The organism is Microcystis panniformis FACHB-1757, assembly GCF_001264245.1.
Classification (GTDB): Bacteria; Cyanobacteriota; Cyanobacteriia; order Cyanobacteriales; family Microcystaceae; genus Microcystis; species Microcystis panniformis.
Genome location: NZ_CP011339.1, coordinates 4,832,318 through 4,855,788 on the forward strand (window position 1 = coordinate 4,832,318; position 23,471 = coordinate 4,855,788).

Genomic DNA, 23,471 nt, shown 5'->3' on the forward strand with positions numbered 1-23,471 from the left:
TGGTACAAATGTATGAAAAATCCCTTGTAAGCATCCCACTTGCAAAGCTAATGCTTTCCAGCGTTTGGGGGGTAGAATCCCCCAAGAGTCAAAGATTAAGTGATAAAATCGGAAATAACAGCCAATTTTAGCTGAGGGTTTTCCCGGAAAAATCCCAACCTAGTAAATTTATACAAATGAGATGCAACCGATAGGAGTTCTCGCTATGGATAGCAATCGATTAATCGAAGAATTAAAAAATCCTGACTTTTATCCTCATTCTGTCAAAATTCCCGTTGAAATTATCCAAACCCATGCTTCAATTATCTTCTTGACAGGAGATTATGCCTATAAAGTCAAGAAACCAGTTAATTATAAGTTTTTAGATTTCTCCACTTTAGAAAAGAGAAAGTATTATCTAGAACAGGAACTAGAGTTAAATAAAAAAGTCGCCGATAATATCTATCTAGAAGTTTTGTCAATTAATGATCAACAGGGTAGCATAAGTTTAAATGGAGAAGGAAAAGCGATCGAATACATTTTAAAAATGAATCAGTTTCCCCAAGAATGTTTACTGAGTAAAGTTTTTGAACGGGGAGAACTAACGGAAAAAGCTATAAAATCTTTGGCTGAAAAAGTGGCAGGATTTCATCGACAAGCTGTGACTAATTCCTATATTACTCAATTTGGCAATTTAGAAGTTATTAAACAGGCTTTTGATGAAAACTACCAACAAACCGAGAAATATATTAATTTTGTCCAAACCCAAAAACAATACGATGAAACGAAAGCTTATACAGATAAATTCTTCGCAGAACACGGAGATTGGTTAGAAGAAAGACAAATAAAAGGGATGATTCGCGAATGTCACGGTGACTTACATTTAAATAATATCTGTCAGTGGCAGGGAGAAATACAATTATTTGATCGCATAGAATTTAATGAATCTTTTCGCTTCGTTGATGTCATGTATGATATTGCTTTTACAGTCATGGATTTAACCGCTAGGGGGAGAGGAGATTTCGCTAATTTATTGGTGAATACTTATTTAGAACAAACCGCCGACTGGGAGGGTTTAAAAGTCTTGCCTCTCTACCTGACTAGACAAGCATATGTGAGGGCAAAAGTCAATAGTTTTTTGCTTGATGGTGACAGTTTTTCCGAGAAAATTAAAGCCAATGCACAGGATTATTATCAATTAGCTTGGCAGTACACCCAACCGCAGAAACCGAGATTAATTCTGATGTCGGGATTTTCTGCATCGGGTAAAAGTACCATAGGGAAAGTAATTGCTAAAAATCTTAATGCTATTCAGATTCGTTCCGATGCAGTTCGCAAACATTTGGCTGGAATTGACTTAAATCAAACAGGAAGTCTAGACATATATAGTCTCGAAATGAGTCAAAAAACCTTCGCTAGACTGGCGGAATTAGCCCGAATTTTAATAGCTTTAGGTTATCCGGTTATTCTCGATGCACGCTACGATAAATATGCTTGGCGAGAACCCTTATTAACCTATGCCCAAAATTTACAGATTCCTTTTCATATTGTCCATTGTCACGCACCTATAGAAGTTTTAAAACAACGGATTGCCGCTAGAAAAGGCGATATTTCTGATGCTACTATCGAGGTTTTAAATGCCCAAATTGAGAAAACAGAACCTTTTAATGAAAGGGAACAACCCTATCTAATTTCCCTAGACACTACTAATCCCGATTGGCCAGAATTTTTAGAGAGTCAATTAGGTAAATAGGTTGAGATGAAGCAACGATATAGCCATTCTTATAAAGCAGCAAGAAGGAGAAGCGATTATGGAAACTGTAGTGTTAAATATCGATGCAGTTAATCTGACCGATGAACAATTTTATCATCTCTGTCAGGCTAATCAAACATGGAATTTAGAACGTAATCAAAAAGGAGAATTATTAATTATGCCTCCCGTGGGTGGAAATACTGGTAAACAAGAAGCTAATTTGATTGTTAAAGTTGGGGTATGGAACGAGCAAACTCAACTTGGTGAGGTGTTTAGTTCTTCGACAATTTTTCGTTTACCAAATGGAGGATATCGTTCTCCTGATGTTGCTTGGATAAAACGGGAGAGATGGGAAGCTTTGAGCGCAGAAGAGCGAGAAAAGTTCCCACCTTTGTGTCCTGATTTTGTGATTGAATTACGTTCTCGTACCGATTCCTTAACCTCTTTACGCGACAAGATGCGCGAATATTTAGCCAGTGGTTTACGTTTGGGTTGGTTGATTAATCCTCAACAGCAGCAGGTGGAAATCTACCGACTAAATAGCGATGGGGAAATTATTAATTTACCTGCTATTTTATCCGGGGAAGATGTCTTACCCGGGTTTGTTTTGAATTTAACTTAGGAAGGATTACAGGGAATAACAAAGGGAATGACACCGAATCAGGCTATCTCTATTTTGTCAAGACATTTCCAGAAAAGCGATCGATTGTCAGCTTGACGGTGTATAATCTCTCAAAAGCCAGCATCAAGCTACAAAGTTCTCAATATCCCCCAAAAAAACCATCAGGATTTCAGGAACAGATGCTCTGGCTTCTTCTTCAAGGAAAGAAGAAACTCTCAGCCATAACATTGATATTCGTCAATAATGTCCCCTAAAATTTTCAATCATCACTTTACTCCTCTTAAATCCCTCTCTCTGGGATTATTTCTCCTGCAAGCTTTCACTCCCCTTACCCTAGCTGCCCCCCCGCGAGAACTGGATAAAACCGTCGGCTGTGATATTCTGGTGGTGGGTGGTGGTTTAGCCGGTGCCGGTGCGGCCTACGAAGCTTTATTATTAGGAAAAACCGTCTGTTTAACCGAGATTACCGACTGGGTGGGGGGACAGATATCTTCTCAGGGAACCTCCGCATTAGATGAAAGACGGACACAAAGAGAAAAATTATTTTTCCCGAAAGGTTATCTAGAATTTAGGGAAAGAATTAGAAAGCATTACGGGAAACGCAACCCCGGAGAATGTTGGGTAAGCGGGTCTTGTTTTTTGCCTTTTGATGGACATAAATTATTATTTCAACAGTTAGAAGACGCTGCCAAAAAAGGCAAAGGAACCCTGAAATGGTTTCCCTCCACGGTAGTCAAAGAATTAAATATTGAAACTTTACCCAATCGCGGCACTGGTCAACAGATTACCAGTGTAATTGCTATTCAACATAGTCCCGCAAAAGGTACTCCTCCCCTAAATACCGAGTTTTTATCGCAAAAAATGGAGGATATCTATCGCTACGAAAATTCTCCCCGTTTTGATAAGAAAATCCTCCGTTTTGTCCCCAAATCCTCCCAACCGAATCAATTAGCAGATTGGTATGTGATTGAAGCGACCGAAACCGGGGAAATAATCGGATTATCAGATATTCCCTACCGTTTAGGTGTCGATAAGCGCAGTTATCTCGAACCTTCTTCCTCTAGCGTCACTGGAGACCCCTACTGTACCCAAGGCTTTACCTATACCTTCGCCATGGAGGAAACAGAAAAACCACAAACCCACGAGAAACCCGTTTATTATGAACGCTATGCCCCCTATTTTAGCTATGAATTGCCGCGATTAGCCGATTTTGACCTCGTTTTCACCTATCGTCGTATTTGGAGTCCACAACTGGGTAAAGAGAAAACCTTTGGGGGAATTACTTTTACCGAACCCGTCCCGGGGGATATCTCCATGCAGAATTGGACTTGGGGAAATGATTACCGTCCGGGGACTGCTAAGGATAACTTTATCTACACCCGTGAACAGTTGCAAGAGTTAGGACAGTTATCTCCGGGGGGATGGATGGGAGGATTACGCACCGAAACCCTCGCGAGGGGCGAAGAACACGCCATTTCCTACTATTATTGGTTAGTAGAAGGAACCACCGATTCCCAGTTAGGAGACGGGGTAAAAGTTCCCCATTTGAATAACCGTTATCTGTCCGGTTTTGATTCTCCCATGGGAACTGCCCACGGTTTGTCAAAATATCCCTATATTCGGGAAGCAAGACGGATTATCGGTCGTCCTTCCCTGACTTTCCCCGCTGGTTTTACCGTCACAGAAATCGATATTTCCCGACAAAATTTTCAAAGTGATTTCTATCGTCAAAATCTTTCTCCGGCAGAATATCGGCGCTTAATTGCCACCTTGGCAGGATTAGAGGGATTTTCCGTACTTGATGGCACATTATCCCCCGATCAGGCCGTTAAACGCAAGCGCTCTACCATTTACCCCGATTCCGTCGGTATCGGTCACTATGCGATTGATTTTCATCCCTGCATGACGGAACATCCCCCCGAAAAACCGGGTAATACAGAAAAAGCAGGAGAAAGACAGGGACAGGGCCAAGCTTATCCTTTTGAGATACCTTTAAGGGCTATAATTCCCCAAAAAATCGATAATTTACTGATAGCGGGTAAAAGTATCGCTCTCAGTCATATTGCCGCGGCCGCCTATCGTGTCCATTCCTTCGAGTGGTCCTCTGGGGTAGCTGCTGGCATCACGGCAGTGTATGCTTTAGATAATAATGTACTGCCCTATCAATTAGTAGAAAGTGATTTTCTCATCGGGAATAAACAATTGCGAGAATTACGGCAAAAAATCGACGCAAGTGGTAATCCAACTGTGTTCCCCGATGCCTCAATTTTCCGGTCGATGGATGATTGGTATTAATTAGGGTTTGCTGAAAAAACTTTTTCAGCAGACCCTAGGTACTGCTCATCCATGTCTCTCAGATTGCCCGATTTCGTCCCCCCCCTCAACGGTTACGACTGTTTTGGGTTGAGAATACTATTAATAATCAGAGCGTTTTTGGGAAGATAAGGAGGATCAATCATTTCACGATGAATACCAGTGGCATAATGATTGATTCTTTCCCCTTTTGTTGCTTGTGTCCAATCATCTTGAGCTTCATAGTTTCCCTCAGCACGAATCAAATGAATAGTCCCTTGAATTTGTACATTTTTTAAGTCAGAATTCCAAAGAAAATTAAAGTATTCCCACACTTGATTATAAGTGCGATTGCGGAGTTTTTGATTCTCTAAAAAGTAACCTCTTAATTCCTGACGTTTGGGATTTAATAAGAAAGCATCAACCCCTTCTTGAATCTCTGACATATCAGCTTTTTTAGCCTCACGTCCTCCTCTGTAAGTATCCAGTAAAATGACATCAGAAACAACTCTCCCTCGACTTTCTAATTGTTGCGCCATTAACATCGCTAAAAATCCGCCGGCGGAATGTCCCATTAATTTTATATCTTGATTCTGAGCCAAATCCTCAATTAATTCAGCGTATTTTTCTAACATTAATTCATCGCTAATATACCGGAAAGTATAAATAGCATAATTCGTTAGATACTCTGCTAAATTGGCATAAGCAGCAGCGAAACCAAGGGCGGGGGGAAATAAAAAGACGGCCTTTTCTTGCTCCTTATTAAACACCACATAAGGGCGTTCTTTCGGTTGAATATTCATCTCTTGAGCATAGATAATATAATCGCTTAATTCGGCTACTGTTGGCTTTTCATAAATCATTGATAAAGGAATTTCTATGGCCATTTTTTCATAAATTAAAGCCATAAGATTCATAGCTTGTAAGGAATGACCCCCCAACTCAAAGAAGTTATCATTAACCCCTATCTTGCCAGCTTGTAGAAGTTGTTGCCAAAGGCTTACTAAGATAGTTTCCGTTGAATTGCGGGGGGCTAAATAGGGTGATTCAACTAGAGAAGTCTCATCCGGTATAGGCAATTTATGAACGTCTATTTTCCCATTAGGATTTAAGGGAAAATCCGACAACATGACAAAGGCAGAAGGGATCATGTAAACGGGTAATTTCTGCTGTAAGAAACGACGCAAATCCTGGGAAGTTAATAAAGTATCTTTTCTGATTACATAAGCAACTAACCGTTGATTATATAAGGTATCTTCCCGCATAATCACAACAGTTTGTTCAACGTTGGGATGAGTTTCTAAAACTGTCTGAATTTCTCCTAATTCAATGCGTAAACCTCTCAGCTTGACTTGATTATCAATCCGTCCTAAATATTCAATGTTTCCATCAGGAAGATAGCGAGCTAAATCCCCGGTTTTATATAATTTCCCCTGAGCAAAAGGATGAGGAATAAATTTTTCAGCCGTTAATTCAGGTTGGTTGAGGTATCCACGCGCTAAACCCATTCCACCAATATGTAATTCTCCAGCAACACCAATAGGAACCGGTTGGAGATAACTGTCGAGGATATAAACTTGGGCATTAGCAATGGGACGTCCAATAGGAATTAACTGGGAATTTGGCTGACAGCACCAGACAGTAGCATCAACGGCGGCTTCTGTTGGTCCATAAGCGTTATATAATTCACAGTTTAACTGCTGAAAAAATCGTTGATTGAGTTCATAAGATAAGGCTTCTCCCCCGGCAATTACTCGTTTTAAACAGTGGCAATCTTTGCTCTTGGGATGTTGCAGAAAAACTCGCAATATTGAGGGAACACAAGTGAAATAAGTTACCTGTTCTTGCACAATTAAATCTATTAAATAATCTATATCTTTATACCCGTCAGGTTTAGCCACGACTAGGGTAGCACCAGATGTTAAAGATGAGAAAACTTCCCAAACTGAAACATCAAAACTAAAGGGAGTAATTTGGAGAATGCGATCTTCAGAGTTAAGATTATAATTGTCAATATTGTATTTTAGAGTATTGCAAATTCCTTGATGAATATTCATCACACCTTTAGGTTTTCCTGTTGAACCCGAAGTGTATATAACATAAGCTAAATTTTCTGGTTTAACTGGAGAGGTCAAATTCTCTTGACTATAATTAGCTATCTTTAACCAATCTGTATCTAAACACAGTATTTCGGCTTGATTTTCGGGCAGAAATTGAACTAAAGATTGCTGAGTTAACAACAGAGAAATCGCCGAATCAGATATCATATAATCCAAGCGCTCAGGGGATAATTAGGATCCAAAGGAACATAAGCTCCCCCGGCTTTAATAATTCCCAATATTCCGATGATCATCTCAAAAGAACGCTCAATAAAAATCCCCACTAATACTTCTGAAGTTACGCCTTTTTCTTTTAAATAGTGACCGACTTGATTAGCTCGATTATTTAACTCTCGATAGGTCAATTTTTCGCCGTCAAAAATAAGAGCTATTGCCTCGGGATTATCTCTAACTTTTTCTTCAAATAACTGGTGCAAACACTGTTGAGAATAAGCGACTTCGGTTTGATTCCACTCTATTAGTAATTGATGCTGTTCTTCAGGGGTTAATAAATTAATCTCAGATAATTTACAATCGGGATTCTGAATTACACTTTTAATAATTTGTAAAAAGTGACCGTTCATTCTGGCGATGGTTTCAGGCAAAAATAAATCTGGCTCATATTCGATCACTAATGTAAGATTATGACTATCTTCAAAGAAGCTCCAAGTCATATCAAATTGAGCCATGCGTGGTTTTAAGGGATAAGGTTGATGTTCCAAACCAGGAATTTTTAAGACAGTTTTGCTTTCTTTACCCAGTAGAGAAAACATGACATCAAATAAGGGATTTCTGGACAAATCACGTTCTAAATTGAGAGCGGATACTAATTTATCAAAAGGATAATCACGATATTCATAAGCATCAAGACAGGTGTTAGTTACTTCCCCTAAGACTTGCTTAAAAGTTACTCCCTCTGGTAATAAAGATCTCAAAGCCAAGGTGTTAACATAAAACCCGATCTGGTTTTCTAAATCAGGATGATTTCGTGCTGAAATAGGGATACCAACTACTAAATCACGCTGGCCGGTGTGGCGGTAGAGTAATATTTTAAAGAAGGTCAGTAGGGTAATAAATAGAGTCGTATTATTTTGAGTGGCAAAGGTTTGTAATTGTTGGCTAAGACTCTCACTAAATTGATAAGTGTAGGAAGCCGCTTGAGAAGATTTTACTTGAGGTCGAGGGAAGTCTATCGGTAAGTTTAAGATAGGGGGATGTTCGGCAAAAACCTCACACCAATACTCATGTTGTTCTCTAACTTCTTCACTTTCTAACCACTGATTTTGCCAGGCCGCATAATCTTTATACTGTAGGGTAAGAGGGGGTAATTCAGCTTTTTTTTGTTGAGTATAAGCAGAGTATAATATAAAGAACTCTTGAAAGATAATATCAAGTGATTGTGCATCTCCAATAATATGATGGACAGTCAAACCAAAGATAAATTCTTCTGAATTAATCTGCACCAATAAGACTCGAATAAGGGGCAGCTTTTCTAAACTAAAAGGTAAATTTGCCGACTCTTGAATTAAATCATCTGCCAAGAGTTCAGCATCTTTTTCTCCTCTTAAATCTTTAAAAATGATTAACTGTTCTGTGGGTATTTCCTCATGAATAACTTGCTTAATATTGCCCCCAACACTGGTAAAAGTGGTTCTGAGAATTTCATGACGGTTCACCAGTTCTTGAAAGGCTGCTGTTAATATAGAAACATCTAACTTGCCATTAATTCTCATGGCAAGCCTAATATTATAAGCACTAGAAGATTCGCTGATATGCTGCAAAATCCAAAGCCTTCTTTGACCGTGAGAGACTTGGTAATATTTTTGTTTTTCCAGTGGGTTAATTGAGTCAGATTGTGGTAAGTTGATCATCGTTTTTGTCGGGATTGAATTAATACAGCTTGTTCTTTTAAAGTATTATGGGTAAAAATTTCCCGTAATCGGAGAGAAACTCCAAATTGATTACGGATTTGTGACACTAAGCGCATCGCCTTTAGACTGTTTCCTCCTAGTTCAAAAAATGACTGATTACTGTTACTAACTTCTGCTTCTAATAACTCACCCCAAAGGGAAGCTAATAAAGCTTCTTGTGGATTAAAATCTGGGACTTGGTTAGTTGAGTCAGTAATATTTTCTTCGGGTTTTGGCAAAGCTAGACGATGAATTTTTCCATTGGGTAACAAGGGAAAAGCTTCTAACCGCATTAAAAAGCTAGGCTGCATATAAATCGGTAAGAGTTGCTTTAATTTACCTCGAATATATTCCTGATGAACTGTATCCTCTGCCTGATAATAAGCAATTACGGTTACTAATTCCTCCTTTTTATTAGCTATAACTAAAGCTTTTTCTACTCCCTCAATCCCACTGAGGACATCTTCAATCTCTCCTAATTCAATCCGTACCCCATTTAATTTAATTTGATTGTCACTGCGTCCTATTACTTCTAAAGTTAGATCAGGAAGCAGTCTGCCTAAGTCTCCAGTACGATAAACTATATCCCTCCCCCCATTCAAAGGATTAGGCACAAAAACTGAATGAGTTAAGCTTTCATCTTGATAATAACCTTTGGTTAAATAGGGGGATTTAACGAACACTTCTCCTACTTCTCCTATTGCCCTGGCGCGATTTCCATCAACCACTGCATAAGCGGCATCTGGCAAAGTTTGACCACCCGGAACCCGTTCATAGGGAATATTATTAGGGTTAGGAATTCGATAAAAATGCTTAACAAATGTAGTTTCACTTGCCCCATAAATATTCACAAATTCTGTCTGAGAGCCAAAAATTTGATGCCATTCAGCCAGTTCTTTCACAAATAAAGGCTCTCCTCCTAAGACAAAAATTCGCAAACTTTTCAGGAGATTATGTGCATTAACTAAACCACGCCCTATCTTTAAAAACAGACGCATTACCGAGGGGACAGTGTGTAGTAAATTGATTTCCCATTCTCCTATTCGCAGTAATAAAAGCTCTAAGTCTTCTCGCTCTGTACTCTCTGGAATATACAGAGTTCCCCCTGAGCATAAAGTCACACAGGTTTCCCTCAAATAAGCATCAAAATTAATTTGAGCAATTTGTAAACAGCGCCAACTTTCATTAATGCCAAATTCCCGTTTTTCCCAATCAATGAAATGACGTAAGCTGCCGTGACTGCCTAAAATTGCTTTAGGTTCACCGGTTGAGCCAGAAGTAAACATAATATAATTAGAATCATCAGCATCCGGCATAGCTAGAAGGGGTTGCAGTTTGCTTAATTGGCAAGGAAACTCTTGATAATCCATGCCATTCCACTGATGATATTGCTGAATTTTATGAGCCTTAACCACTAAGATATGAGGCGGTTTTTCTAATGCGGATAGTTGGGGTTTAATCCCCTCTAAATTCTCAGCCGCAACTAAGATAATTTCGGGGCTAGTTTTAATCATCATGCGTTGCCGGCGCTCCTCGGGTTCATCTAAACGTAGAGGTAAATAGATTCCTCCGGCTTTAAATACTGCCAGCATAGCGATTAACTGACGATAATCTCCTTCTAGGAGAACACCACAAACCTTATCTTTTTCCACGCCTAATTCTTTTAAGGCATAAGCCCAAAAGTTAGTTAGTTCATGTAATTCTTGATAGCTAAATTTACCCCCTGGATAAATAATCGATGTTTTCTCTGGTTTGGCTGCAACTTGGTCAATAAAATCGTGGATAATAGTACGGGTTTCTAAGCGAGGAATAGGATTGATAAAATTGGCAATAAAAGCGGTTTCTGCTGCCGATAACAAAGAAATGTCTTTGACGGGTTGGGCGGGGTTAGATAGCATTTCATTCAAGAGTTTATCGAAGTGAATGAGACATTTTTTCATCCTCTCCTCTTGGAATAAGTCGGTGTTATAAATTAGCTCTAATCTGAGTTTTTCCTGATCTTCACTAAACACAAAAGATAGATCAAACTTACTGGTCGGGGTCAGGGAATCTAGAGATTTTATTTGTATATTTTCCAAGCCTACAGGTTGATCAAAATTTTGCAGAAGGACTAATATATCAAACAAGGGAGTGCGGTTAATTTCTCTAGAAACAGCTAATTTTTCTACTAAAATATCAAAGGGATAATCGGAATGTTCTAAGGCTTCGGTAACGGTTTGACGAACCTTTGCGAGTAGATTTTTGTAGCCTTTTTCGGGTTCAATTTGGTCACGAATAACTAAGGTATTGAGAAATAAACCGATTAGAGATTGCAGTTGAGGATGGCTTCTGGTAGCGATTTCTGTACCAATAGTAATATCATGTTGACCACTGTAGCGATACAGTAATATTTTGACAGCCGCTACCAATGCCATGAATAGGGTGATTTCGTTTTCTTGACAAATTTTTCTTAATTTAGAAATCGTTTCTCGGTCAAATGTCCAGCTTAAATGAGAACCCTTAAACGTCTTTATTTGGGGACGTTTAAAGTCTGTCGGTAAGTGAACTCTGGTCAGTTGTCCATTGTCCAGTTTTTGCCGCCAGTAATCTAGGTTTTTTGAATTATTTTCGCTTCTTAAAAGATTATTTTGCCATCCTGCATAATCTTTATATTGTATCGGCAATGGCTCTATACTAGGCTGTAATCCTTTGGCTAAATCAGAGTAGTATTGTAAGCATTCTTTAGCTAACAAACTCATTGACCAACCATCACAGATAATATGATGAATTTCTAACTCTAAAATATATTCATTCGGAGATAGTTTATAAATCTTAGAGCGCACCAGGGGACTTTTCTCTAAGTCAAACGGTTTTCTCTCTTTTGCAATCGTTTCTAGGATTTCTTCATCAGGTTTATTTGTCCAGTCTTTAAATTCCCAATCAAAAGGACGATTTTGCAAGATTTTCTGTTGTGGTTCTCCGTTAATTAAAATGAAAGATGTCCGCAGGGATTCATGACGGGAAATCAATAATTGTATGGCTTTTTCAAAGACATCTGGGCTAAAATCTCCTGCTATTTTGAGAGTGGAAACAATATGATAAGCTACATTATTGAGATCCATCTGTTGCAAGACATAGAAACGTCTCTGAGCATGGGATGTTTCGTAGGTTTCTTGTGCAGATACAAGGGGAATAGTGGCTACCGTCAGAGGGGTAACAGTGCTTAATAATGCTGCTTGTTCAGCAATGGTAGGATGAGCAAATACTTGTTTAATGGGCAAAGATTGCCCTAACTTTTCCTGAATTTTACTCACTAGAGAAATAGCTTTTAAGCTATGTCCTCCCAACTCAAAGAAGTTGTCACTAACCCCTATTTTGGATACCTGAAGAACATCTTGCCAAATCTGAGCTAAGAGGCTTTCTTTTTCATTTCTTGGGGCTATATAAGCAGATTCAATAATTGATGTCTCATCGGGGACGGGTAATTTTTTCCTGTCTATCTTGCCATTGTTATTTAAGGGAAAATCCGACAAGATGACAAAGGCAGAAGGCACCATATAAGCGGGGAGTTGCTGCTGTAAGAAACGACGCAGATCCTGAGGAGTTAATAAAGAATTTTTTCTGATTACATAAGCAACTAACCGTTGATTATATAAGCTATCTTCCCGCATAATCACAACAGTTTGTTCAACGTTGGGATGAGTTTCTAAAACTGTCTGAATTTCTCCTAATTCAATGCGTAAACCTCTCAGCTTGACTTGATTATCAATCCGCCCTAAATATTCAATATTGCCGTCAGGAAGATAGCGAGCTAAATCCCCCGTTTTATATAATTTCCCCTCAGCAAAAGGGTTAGAAATAAATTTTTCTTGAGTTAATTCCAGACGATTGAGATATCCACGCGCTAAACCCATTCCACCAATATGTAATTCTCCAGCAACACCAATAGGAACCGGTTGGAGATAACTGTCGAGGATATAAACTTGGGCATTAGCAATGGGAGTTCCAATAGAAATTTGGGAATTTGGCTGACAGCACCAGATAGTAGTCTCAACCGCTACTTCTGTTGGTCCATAAGCGTTATATAATTCACAGTTTAACTGCTGAAAAAATCGTTGATTGAGTTCATAAGATAAGGCTTCTCCCCCGACAATTACTCGTTTTAAACAGTGGCAATCTTTGCTCTTGGGATGTTGCAGAAAAACTCGCAATATTGAGGGAACACAAGTGAAATAAGTTACTTGTTCTTGCACAATTAAATCTATTAAATAATCTATATCTTTATACCCGTCAGGTTTAGCCACGACTAGAGAAGCACCAGATATTAAAGACGAAAAAATTTCCAAGACTGAACCATCAAAACTCAAGGAAATAATTTGGAGAATGCGGTCTTCAGAGGTAATATTATAATGACCAATAGCAGATGTCAGAGTATTACAAATTCCTCTATGAATATTCATCACGCCTTTGGGTTTTCCCGTTGAACCTGATGTATAAATAACATAGGCTAAATTCTCAGGAGTCGTTAGATTGAAGGGATTTTCTGGACTATAGGTAGCTATCTTTTCCCAATCCCTATCTAAACACAGTAACTCGGCCCCAGTTTGGGGAAGAAAATCCCCTAAAGATTCCTGAGTTAACACCAAAGAAACACCCGAATCTGAGAGGATATCCCCCAAGCGCTCGGTAGGATAATCCGGCTCTAAAGGTACATAAGCTCCCCCGGCTTTTAATATCCCTAATAAACCGATGACCATCTCTAGGGAACGCTCCATAAAAATCCCGACCAAACTTTCTGGACCTACACCCTTATCTCGTAAACAGTGAGCTAACTGATTGCCCCAGTTATTTAACTGTTGATAGGTTAATTTTTGGTCTTCAAAAATAACCGCTATTCCCTGCGGATTCCGTGCAGCTTGTTCTTCAAATAATTGATGTAAAGACTTATCTAAAGGATAATCAGCCTCCGTATTGTTCCACTCTACTAATAACTGATGTTGCTCTTGGGTTGTCAATATAGGTAATTGTGTTACCCGTTGCCGAGGATCAGTAACAATTCCTGTTAAAATAGTCTGTAAATGTCCTGCCATCCGTTCAATCGTATCCTGAGTAAAACGGCTAGTATCATAGATTAACTGAATCAGTAACTCTTGTCTAGGAATAGCAACCACCGTCAAAGGATAATTAGTTTCCTCAAAATTCTCCACATCCTTAACCCTTAAGGATTGACGAGAATCTCTCGATAACGCTTCTCTGGGATAATTCTCAAAAACGACCAAACTCTCAAACAGGGGAACCCCCGGTGGAATATCACTTAATCTCTGTATTTCAGCCAGAGAAACATAAGCATAATCCTGAATTTCTGCTTGCCTTTGCTGTAATTCCTGTAACCAAGATAGCAATAAATCTGATTCTCTGATGGAGACTCGCAGCGGCAATGTATTAATAAATAATCCTACCCTATGTTCTACCCCTGATAAATCATGAGGGCGACCAGAAACCGTAACCCCAAATAAAACTTCTGACTCCCCACTATAGCGACTGAGAAGAATCGCCCAAGCGGCCTGTACTAGAGTAGATAAGGTCAGATTATGCTTTTGCGCCAAAGATTGCAGGTCTTTGGAGTGAGAAGCCGATAAATGACAGTTATACTCTTTATAAGTCGGCTTACCTTCAGATTTCATTAACTGGAGTCTGTCCACCCTCAGGGGGGTGGGAGTCATAAACCCTTCAAGAGTTCGCTGCCAAAAACTCTCAGCAATAGATGGGTTTTGCTCCTGTAACCAAACAATATAATCTTGATAAGGACGCGGCAAAGGAAGATGATAACTTTTCCCTTGAATACCTGCCTCATAAAACCCTAAAACTTCTTGATAAATAATAGGCATACTCCAACCATCCAGAATAATATGATGATGATTGCAGAGGAATTTATAAGTTTGGTCCGATAGTTGAATCATCAAGCAGCGCATTAAAGGAGCAACTTTGAATTCAAACCCTTGTTGACGCTCTGTTTGTAACAATAAATCTAAACGTTGTTGTTGCTCTGTGGGGGAAAGATTGCGCCAATCCTGATAATCCCAAGGCAAATCAACCTTTTTTCGCACAATTTGCAGAGGTTTTTCCCGTTTTTCCCAGAGAAATAGAGTCCTTAATACCGAGTGACGCTCTACAACTTTTTCCCACGCTTGCCTAAAAACTGTAAGGTTAATTTCTCCCTCCAGAGTAATTAGAGTTTGACTACAATAAATCCCTGAATCAGGAGTATAAAGACTATGAAAGAGCATCCCTTCCTGCATGGGGGAAAGAGGATAAATAGACTCCACATTTTTGGCGGGTTGATTTTTTGTGTCTGCCATGAAAGATTCTCCTTATTAGTCAATTTCTGCCAGAATATCGTCTAATTCCTGTTGATTCAAGTGCGCTACTGGAAAATCTGAGGGAGTGTAACCCCCAGCATCAGGAGATAAACAATGCTCAATCAATTTCAGCAAAGCTTCTTTATAGCTGCGCCCTAAATATTCTACCGTCGAACGTTCATAGATGAGATCGCTATAAGTCCAGTTTACTTGTAACTGTCCCTCGATAACTCTGGCCGTAATCTCTAATAAATGACTACGATGTCCCTTAAGACTGTGATTAGGCCCCTTAGACTCATCCGCTAATTTCCAATCCCCTTTTTGCAATTGTCCTTGCTCAAATTGACCTAAATAATTAAACAAAACTTCTCTGGCAGGAATTTCAGCTAATTGAGACTTAATATCAGCATCATCACTCAAATATCGCGAAATTCCATAGCCAATTCCCCTGTGAGGAATAGCTCGTAACTGTTCTTTAATAGATTTGAGCCGCTCACCGGGGTGATTTTCGGGGGGGAGTCGCAAAATAACCGGAAAAAGACTGGTAAACCAACCTACCGTCCTCGATAAGTCAACCTCACTGAACAAATCTTCTCGTCCGTGTCCTTCTAAATCAAGAGATATGGTCAAATTTTCTGTCCATTGTGTCAAAGTTTCTGCTAAAGCGGTTAACAAAACCTCATTAATTTGAGTGTTATAGGCAGCGGGGACTTTTTGCAAGAGGGTGCGGGTTTGTTCTTCATCTAGAGTCACCGTGACATCATTTGCCGTCGCTACTGTATTGTATGGTTTTCCAGCCTCGTCATCTACAGGTAAATTTCTCGCCTCTAACCAAGGTTGAGTTAACCAATAGTCTAATGGCTCTTTCGCTTTTTGCCCTTGTCCATAATCCCTCAAGAGAAGCGCCCAATCCTGAAAGGCTATGGTTTTAGGTGGAAGTTCTACATTCTCCCCCCTTTCTAGCTGTTGGTAAGTCATCAATAAATCTTCTAACAAAATTCGCCAAGATACACCATCAACCCCCAAGTGATGAATAATAATCAGTAACCGACTGGGTTGATAGGGTGCTAATTCAAATAGCACCGCCTTGATTAATAGTCCACTAGAGAGATTTAAACTTGCCTGTTGAGTTGTTGCCATTGCTAAGAGAGTTTCCCCTTGCTGAGATTGAGGAATCGAAGACAAATCAATCACTTCAAAAGGTACTTCCTCCGGCATTCCTTCATTAACTTGTTGCCATTGTCCTTCCTCCACAGTAAACCGTAACCGCAAAGCGTCATGATGTTCAATTAATTTTCTCAGAGATTGAGCTAACAAATCAGCTTTCAGGTGACGGGGAACTTCTAAGAGGACAGACTGATTAAAGTGGTGCATTTCAGCGCGATTTTGCTCAAAAAACCACAGTTGAATGGGAGTGAGAGGCACAATACCCGTCACTAAACCCTGTTTAGCTAATTCGGCTGTGGAATAATCGGCAACTGTAGCCAGTTCCGCAAGAGTAGGATATTCAAATATCTGTTTAGGGGTAATCTTCAACCCGGCTTGACGAGCGCGAGCGACAACCTGAATACTGATAATAGAATCGCCCCCAACTTCAAAAAAGCGGTCATAACGACTCACTTGTTTAATGCTGAGAACATCTTGCCAAATACTAGCCAAAATCTTTTCTTTCTGAGTATGAGGAGGAACAAAATCCTGCTCAGATGTGGAAGGTATCTCAGGGATGGGTAATCTGGAACGGTCAATTTTTCCATTAGGAGTCAGCGGGAGAGCTTCTAAGGAGACAAAAAGAGCCGGAATCATATACTCTGGCAATTTCTGTCCCAAGAAACGACGCAAATCCTCAGTATTTATCGGGCCATTTTCTCCTACTAGATAAGCGACTAACCTCTTATTCCGATAGGAGTCTTCCCAAACCTTCACCACCTTTTGCTTAACTTGGGGATAAGTCCCTAGAGTTGCCTCAATTTCTCCTAATTCAATGCGGAAACCCCGCAATTTTACCTGATTATCACCCCGCCCCAAAAAATCAATATTTCCATCGGGTAAATATCGGGCTAAATCTCCTGTTTTATAGAGTTTGGCATTGGGTTCATTACTAAACGGATTGGCGATAAATTTCTCGGCGGTTAATTCAGGTTGATTCAGATAACATCGAGCTAACCCTTCACCCCCGATATATAAATCACCAATAGTTCCTAAAGGAACCGGTTGTTTAAAAGAGTCCAGAATATAAACTTGAGTATTGGCAATAGGCCGGCCGATACTCGGTTGTCCATGGTGTCCTTTCGGCACTAAGCTAAAAGTGGAATAAGTGGTATCTTCTGAAGGACCGTAGAGATTATAAACATTCTTAATGTTTTCCTGCTGGTAAAGCTTCTGGACTAATTGATTAGACAAAGCTTCTCCGGCGAGGTTTACCGTTCGCACAGTCTCAGGTATCGCCTCAATTTCCAGTAGTTGGGCGACCGCTGTAGGTACGGTATTAATTAATGTTACCTCTTTGGCTGCACTTAAACTAGGCAAATCTAGAACATTCTGGGCCAGAATAATCTTACCCCCCACAGCTAAGGGCAAAAATAGTTCAAATACTGACAAATCAAAACAAATAGAAGTAGAACCCAAAACCCCCGCTAATTCCTCACTGCTAAAGACTTCCTTGGACCAATTCAGTAAGGTTGTGGTGCTGTGATGCTCAATGACAACCCCTTTCGGTTTCCCCGTTGAACCGGAGGTATAAATCACATAAGCGCTATTACTAGAACTTACGGGTAAAGAGAGGTTTTCGGTACTTTCTAGGGCTATATTTTTTTGTTCTGCCTCTAATATCACCAGATTCCCTTGATAATTCCCTAATTTCTCTACTAATTTTTCTTGTGTTAGCAACAAGGAAACTTGAGCATCTTCTAAGATAACATTGAGGCGTTCAGTTGGATAAGCTGGATCTAAAGGTACATAAGCTCCCCCTGCTTTGAGAATGGCTAATAACCCTATAACCATCTCAGTGGTTCGTTCTAGGCAAATTCCCACCAAAGCTTCAGATTTTACCCCTTTTCTCGCCAAATATCGCCCCAATTGATTCGCTTTTTCGTTTAATTGACGGTAGGTTAATTGTTCATTTTCTGTAATAATAGCGATTGCGTCAGGACTGCGCTTAACTTGCTCCTCAAACAATTGATGAATACAGCCATCGGGATAGTGAACCTCGGTATCATTCCATTCTTTTAATAATTGATGTTGTTCTTGCTCAGAAAGTAAACAACAAGTTTCATAACTTTCTAACCCTTCCGTTGCCATAGCGATGAGAGTTTTCTCGTAGTATCCTCCGATTAACTCCATCTGCTTTTCCCCTAGATAATTCCCATCATATTTAAGGGTAAGTTCTATTTGAGATGAAAGGGGATGAAGACTAAAATTAGCTAACAATGTAAAATTAGTTTGATTAAAAAACTTCCCTCCTAAGACTTCTAAATCTTTCACCCCGATGATACCTTGATAAACATGGAAATGAATAAAATTAAAAGCCGTATCAAACAAAGGTTGACCTGATTTTTGTAACTCAGCGAGGGGATATCTTCGCCAAGATAAGCATTCTCTTTCAACATCAAAAGCTTGCTTAACTAAATCGCTCCAAAGGCCTCCAGATAACTCTAAACGTAGGGGCAAAGTATTCAAAAATAAACCTAATATCTTTTCCCCATCGGCTGCTTCTAACCGTCCATTAGAGACTAAACCCGTAACAATATCCCTCTGATTATTCAGTAAACTTAATACCCGAAAATGAGCCGCCAATAAAACACTTTTTAGGGGTACTCCCACTTGTTTACCGAGTTGTTTTAATCCCTGAGATACCTGACTAGATATAGGAACGAACCAATCCCAATCTTGATTAACTCGATTAGATTTCGACCACTGAGGAAGTTTGGTCAGCGTCACATCTCTGAGTTTTTCTTGCCAATAATTCTGGCATTCTGGCGATTGAATAGTTTTCTTTTCTAAGGCGACAAAATCCCTAAAACTGAGAGCGGGAGTTGGAGAGAGAGGGAGAACTTTTTTGTCGAGAAGATAGAGATACTGTTGTAACAATTCTGTGAGCAACGAAGCTACACTCCAACCATCTAAAATAGAGTGATGAAAACTGAAAGTTAGGTTAAAGTTATCCTGACTGCGGCGATGGAGATGAAAGCGAAATAAAGGAGGACTATTCCAGTCAAAAGTGCGGATTTTTTCCCGCTCAATCCAATCATCAATAGCCGTATCTTGTTCAGAAGTAGATAGATGGGTTAGGTCATCTAATCCTAAAGGAACATCGATTTGTCGATGAACTAATTGTAGGGGTTCCTGATATTCAAAGAGTGCGAAACTGGTTCGTAATACTGGATGCCGCTGGACAATCTCCTGAATAGCACTATGTAAAGCTGGAAAACTAAAATCAGCACGAATATGATAGGTAAACACATCATGGTACACCGATAGATTCCCCTGATATTCACTATGAAATATCATCCCCAATTGTAGAGCAGTTAGAGGATAAGCATCCTCCACTTCCTCCGGTAAATTGAGGCGAACTTCTTGAGAAATTAAACTAAAAACTTCCGTTTTTTCAGTCCCTAAAGTATCAATTTCATAGCTAACGCAATTGGCCAATTCTTGAATGGTTTGATGTTGCAATAATTGGGGTAAGGAAAAATGAAAACCCATTTGTCGCGCCTTAGCGATCACTTGTATTGCCCGAATCGAATCCCCCCCAAGTTCAAAAAAATTATCGTGAATACCAACCTCTTCGATGCCCAAAACTTCAGCCCAAATCAGTGCTAAAATTTCCTCAAGAGGGGTACAAGGTGCTACAAAATTCTCCGAATTCCTTAAACTGTTATAGCTTGGAGAGGGTAGGGCGCGACGGTCAATTTTTCCACTATTTGTCAGAGGAATAGCATCCAATTGCACAAAGGCATGAGGTATCATGTATTCTGGGAGTTGCTTTTGCAGATAACTCCGCAGTTGGGGAATCAGTTTACTGTTTAACTTAGACCTTAAAGGGTGATTTGCATAAAGTTGCCATTCAGGTTTTGCGGTGTGGGTGGGGGTAAAAGCGATGTAATTTCTCTGGGAATTTTCCAGCGGGGCAAAAATCACATCGTAACGGTCCGGAGTATCCGACCAAGTTACCCAAACCGAAAGGGATAAATCCTCAGCTAAAGCCGAAAAATCTTCAGGTTCTACGGCATTTTCTGGGATAATTTCCGATTTAATAGCTTGAAATTCCTCGGTCGTCCCAAAGTCTTGAGAATTTCTGAACAATTCCACACTTTTTAAAGGTCTGAACAAGCGAGAATTAGGGACACCTATCACCCTTAACCCCTCAGATTTCCCCAGTTGATTTCTTACCTCAGATAAAGTCAGCTGCTGTTCAGTCCAGTTTAATTCTGGAAAGTCGGTGCTAAAATCCAGAATCGTTTCAATCCGCAGAACAACATTATAACGGAATTGAGTTAATTCGTTGTGGTGTTGACCTCTCTCTAGATGAATCTCGACTTCAGTAATCTGAGGAAAATAGGACTGAATTGCTCTAAAAAAATCTGGGTCAATAAATAATTCATTTTCTTGCTCAATTTTTCTCTGTACTCGCTGTTTAAAATCCTTAATCGCATCCTCAGGGTTAGCCTTATAAAGTTCTACATCAGCGTGAAAAGCTTCCATGAGTTGCAAGTTTCGCACATCTCCAAGGAAAATACACCCCCCCGGAGTTAGTACCTTGATAGCTCCCTCTAAAACCCGCAGTAAGTAATCTATATGGGGGAAATACTGCACAACCGAGTTAAGGATAATTGTATCGAATCCTTCTGACTCCAAACCCTCAAATTTATCGGCTGTGCTATGCAATAGCCTGACTTGCTCTAGCTTCGGCCCTTCTTGATTAATTCGCTGAATATGGTCTAAGGCAACGGATGAAATATCGGTTCCCCAATAACACTGGCAATGGGGAGCAACTTGGAATAATATTAACCCGGTTCCACAACCTATTTCCAGAACTTTTTTCGGTTGTTGAGCCAGAATAACCTTAACTTTATCATCTAGCCATTCTCGCATCTGGGCGGCAGGGATAGGTTCCCCCGTGTAACTGCTATTCCAGCCAACAATATTAAATATACCCTGAGAATCTGCCGATGTTTGGCTGTAAATTTGATTATAGAGGCTTTGCCATTGCTCGATTTGCTCATCGAATAATTGCCCTTTTTCTGAAGTCGCCAAGAGTTCCCCCTCTTGAGACTGACCCACAACATAAGCAATTAGTGTTTGACTCCCTGTTTCTGTCTCCGATGCAATAACTACCGCTTGCTCAACTGCTGGATGTTGACTGAGTATAGCTTCAATTTCCCCCAACTCAATCCGGAAACCTCGAATCTTAACTTGATGGTCAATCCGCCCTAAAAACTCAATATTTCCATCGGGTAAATACCGGGCTAAATCTCCCGTTTTATATAATTTTGCCCTAATTTCTCCCCCTATTCCTGCTTCCACCTTAGCAAAAGGATTAGGGATAAATTTCTCGGCCGTCAATTCGGGACGATTGAGATATCCACGAGCTAAACCTATCCCACCAATATGTAATTCTCCCACAATCCCTATAGGAACTGGTTGTAAGTGCGGATTAAGAATATAAATCTGAGTATTGGCAATCGGTCGGCCAATACTCACTATGGCTTTTTGACTCTCCGGCAAACAAGGCCAGTAAGTCACATCAATCGCCGCCTCAGTCGGACCATAGAGGTTGTGAAGTTCACAGTCAAAATGCTCAAAAAAGCGTTGTGTTAAGTCTAATGACAAAGCTTCTCCACTACAGAAAACCCGCTTGAGAGAACTACATCCTTTTAGCTCTGGTTCTTGCAGAAACACCCGCAACATGGAGGGGACAAAATGAAGGGTAGTGATTTGCTGCTTTTGGATCAATTGTATTAAATAGGTACTATCTTTATGACCTTCGGGTTTTGCTACCACTAGGGTTGCACCCGCTAATAAAGGCCAAAAGAATTCCCACACTGAAACATCGAAACTAAAAGGGGTTTTTTGTAAAATGCAATCACTCTTAGTTAACTGATAAGTATCCTGCATCCACAACAAACGATTCCTAATCCCCTTATGATTATTCATCACGCCCTTAGGTTTACCTGTGGAACCGGAAGTGTAGATAACATAAGCTAAATTTTCCCCAGTTACACCACTGTCACAATTGTTCTGACTTTCTTGAGAAATTGCTGACCAATCTGTATCCAAAGCAACAACAATTCCTCGGTATTCGTCCAACAATCCCCGCAGCGATTCCCCAGTAATAATAACTTTTACCCCAGTATCTTCTAATAGATAACTTAGGCGTTCTTGAGGATAATTAGGATCTAAGGGAACGTAAGCTCCTCCGGCCTTCAAAACAGCTAATAATCCTACTACCATTTCTAAGGAACGCTCTAGATAAATTCCTACTAATTCCTCTGGTTTTACTCCTAATTTTTGTAGGTAATGACCAAGTTGATTGGCTTTTTCATTTAATTCTTGATAAGTTAATTCTTGATTTTCAAAAATGACCGCCTCTCTCTCAGGGTAAAGTTTGGCTTGCTCTTCAAATAGCTGATGAATCCATTGCTTTTCAGGATATTCAATGGCCGTATCATTCCAATCTCTCAGTAATTGTTCTCGTTCTTCGGTCGTTAATATATCAATTTCTGACAAATCTATATCGGGATTACTCGTCACCATTTCTAAGATTTCTAGGTAATGTCCTAGCATTCTCTCGACAAAATCCCTGGGAAATTTATCTTTAATAAAAGTGACAGAAACACCACTATCATCCGCTTCTATGGTAAAAACTAATTGAAACCGATTTAACGAAGAAATGTCCGCACACAGTCCTTCTTTAATCACAGCAACGTCAAAAATGTTCTCTAGATTTCCTCCTCTTGCTGCCAAGGTTTTGACCAAACTATCCAGCGTATAGTTTTGATGGCGATAGCCTTCTTGTAAATCTTTACGAATGATCCTTAGTAAATCTTTAAATGAACTAAAATTATGTTGATTGAACCGGCAAAATATCAGGCTATCTAATGTTTTTGTATTCAAAGCTGCTGTAGCCGTGGCAAACTCGACTTGAGCAGTGTATTTAAACATTAAAACTTGAACAACAGCCAGATGAAATGCTAAATTATTAACAAAATTATTTGCCGTTAAACTGTTAGTTTTTTCCTGTAAATCTGTAGAGATGACCTCAAGAACGCTATCCTGCTCCCCGGTTTTATTCTGACTTACATTACCAAATAGAGTAGTTACTGGATCTATTTCTTGAAGTTGCCGAATTTGGTAATCTATTGAAACCAGATGTGCTTCCATTGCTGTTCTAACTTTTTCCCTAAATAGTGGTTGATGGCGGTATTCAGAGTCATGGGGTACAATGCTTTTTTCCCCGTTCCCTTAAAGCGATAATTCCTG

5 protein-coding genes and 1 pseudogene are annotated in these 23,471 nt (G+C 39.7%); 3 read left to right on the forward strand and 3 right to left on the reverse strand.

Going from position 1 to position 23,471, the window contains the following annotated elements:
* The first annotated feature begins 205 nt into the window (after positions 1-205).
* From VL20_RS22855 to VL20_RS22865, 3 genes are all read left to right on the forward strand, one after another.
* On the forward strand, positions 206-1,732 hold the full coding sequence (locus VL20_RS22855) for a bifunctional aminoglycoside phosphotransferase/ATP-binding protein (protein WP_052278557.1): 1,527 nt from the start codon (positions 206-208) through the stop codon (positions 1,730-1,732).
* Between the two features lie 58 nt (positions 1,733-1,790).
* The gene (locus VL20_RS22860) at positions 1,791-2,354 is read left to right on the forward strand and encodes a Uma2 family endonuclease (protein ID WP_052277915.1); all 564 of its coding nucleotides are present in this window, start codon (positions 1,791-1,793) and stop codon (positions 2,352-2,354) included.
* Positions 2,355-2,597: 243 nt separating this feature from the next.
* Entirely contained in the window at positions 2,598-4,649 is a 2,052-nt protein-coding gene (locus VL20_RS22865) for an FAD-dependent oxidoreductase (RefSeq protein ID WP_052277916.1), read from the forward strand.
* Between the two features lie 92 nt (positions 4,650-4,741).
* Here the strand turns inward: VL20_RS22865 and VL20_RS33905 are convergent.
* The 3 genes and pseudogenes from VL20_RS33905 to VL20_RS22880 form a co-directional block, all read right to left on the reverse strand.
* Positions 4,742-8,616 (reverse strand): annotated as a pseudogene (locus VL20_RS33905) (non-ribosomal peptide synthetase).
* Complete coding sequence (locus tag VL20_RS22875) at positions 8,613-14,993, reverse strand: non-ribosomal peptide synthetase (protein ID WP_052277917.1); 6,381 nt, start codon at positions 14,991-14,993, stop codon at positions 8,613-8,615. Before VL20_RS22875 ends, VL20_RS33905 begins: the two are co-directional and overlap by 4 nt.
* Before the next feature lie 15 nt (positions 14,994-15,008).
* Positions 15,009-23,372 carry a non-ribosomal peptide synthetase gene (locus tag VL20_RS22880; RefSeq protein WP_052277918.1) on the reverse strand — a complete coding sequence of 2,788 codons (8,364 nt, stop codon included), beginning with the start codon at positions 23,370-23,372 and terminating at the stop codon, positions 15,009-15,011.
* Positions 23,373-23,471 lie beyond the last annotated feature (99 nt).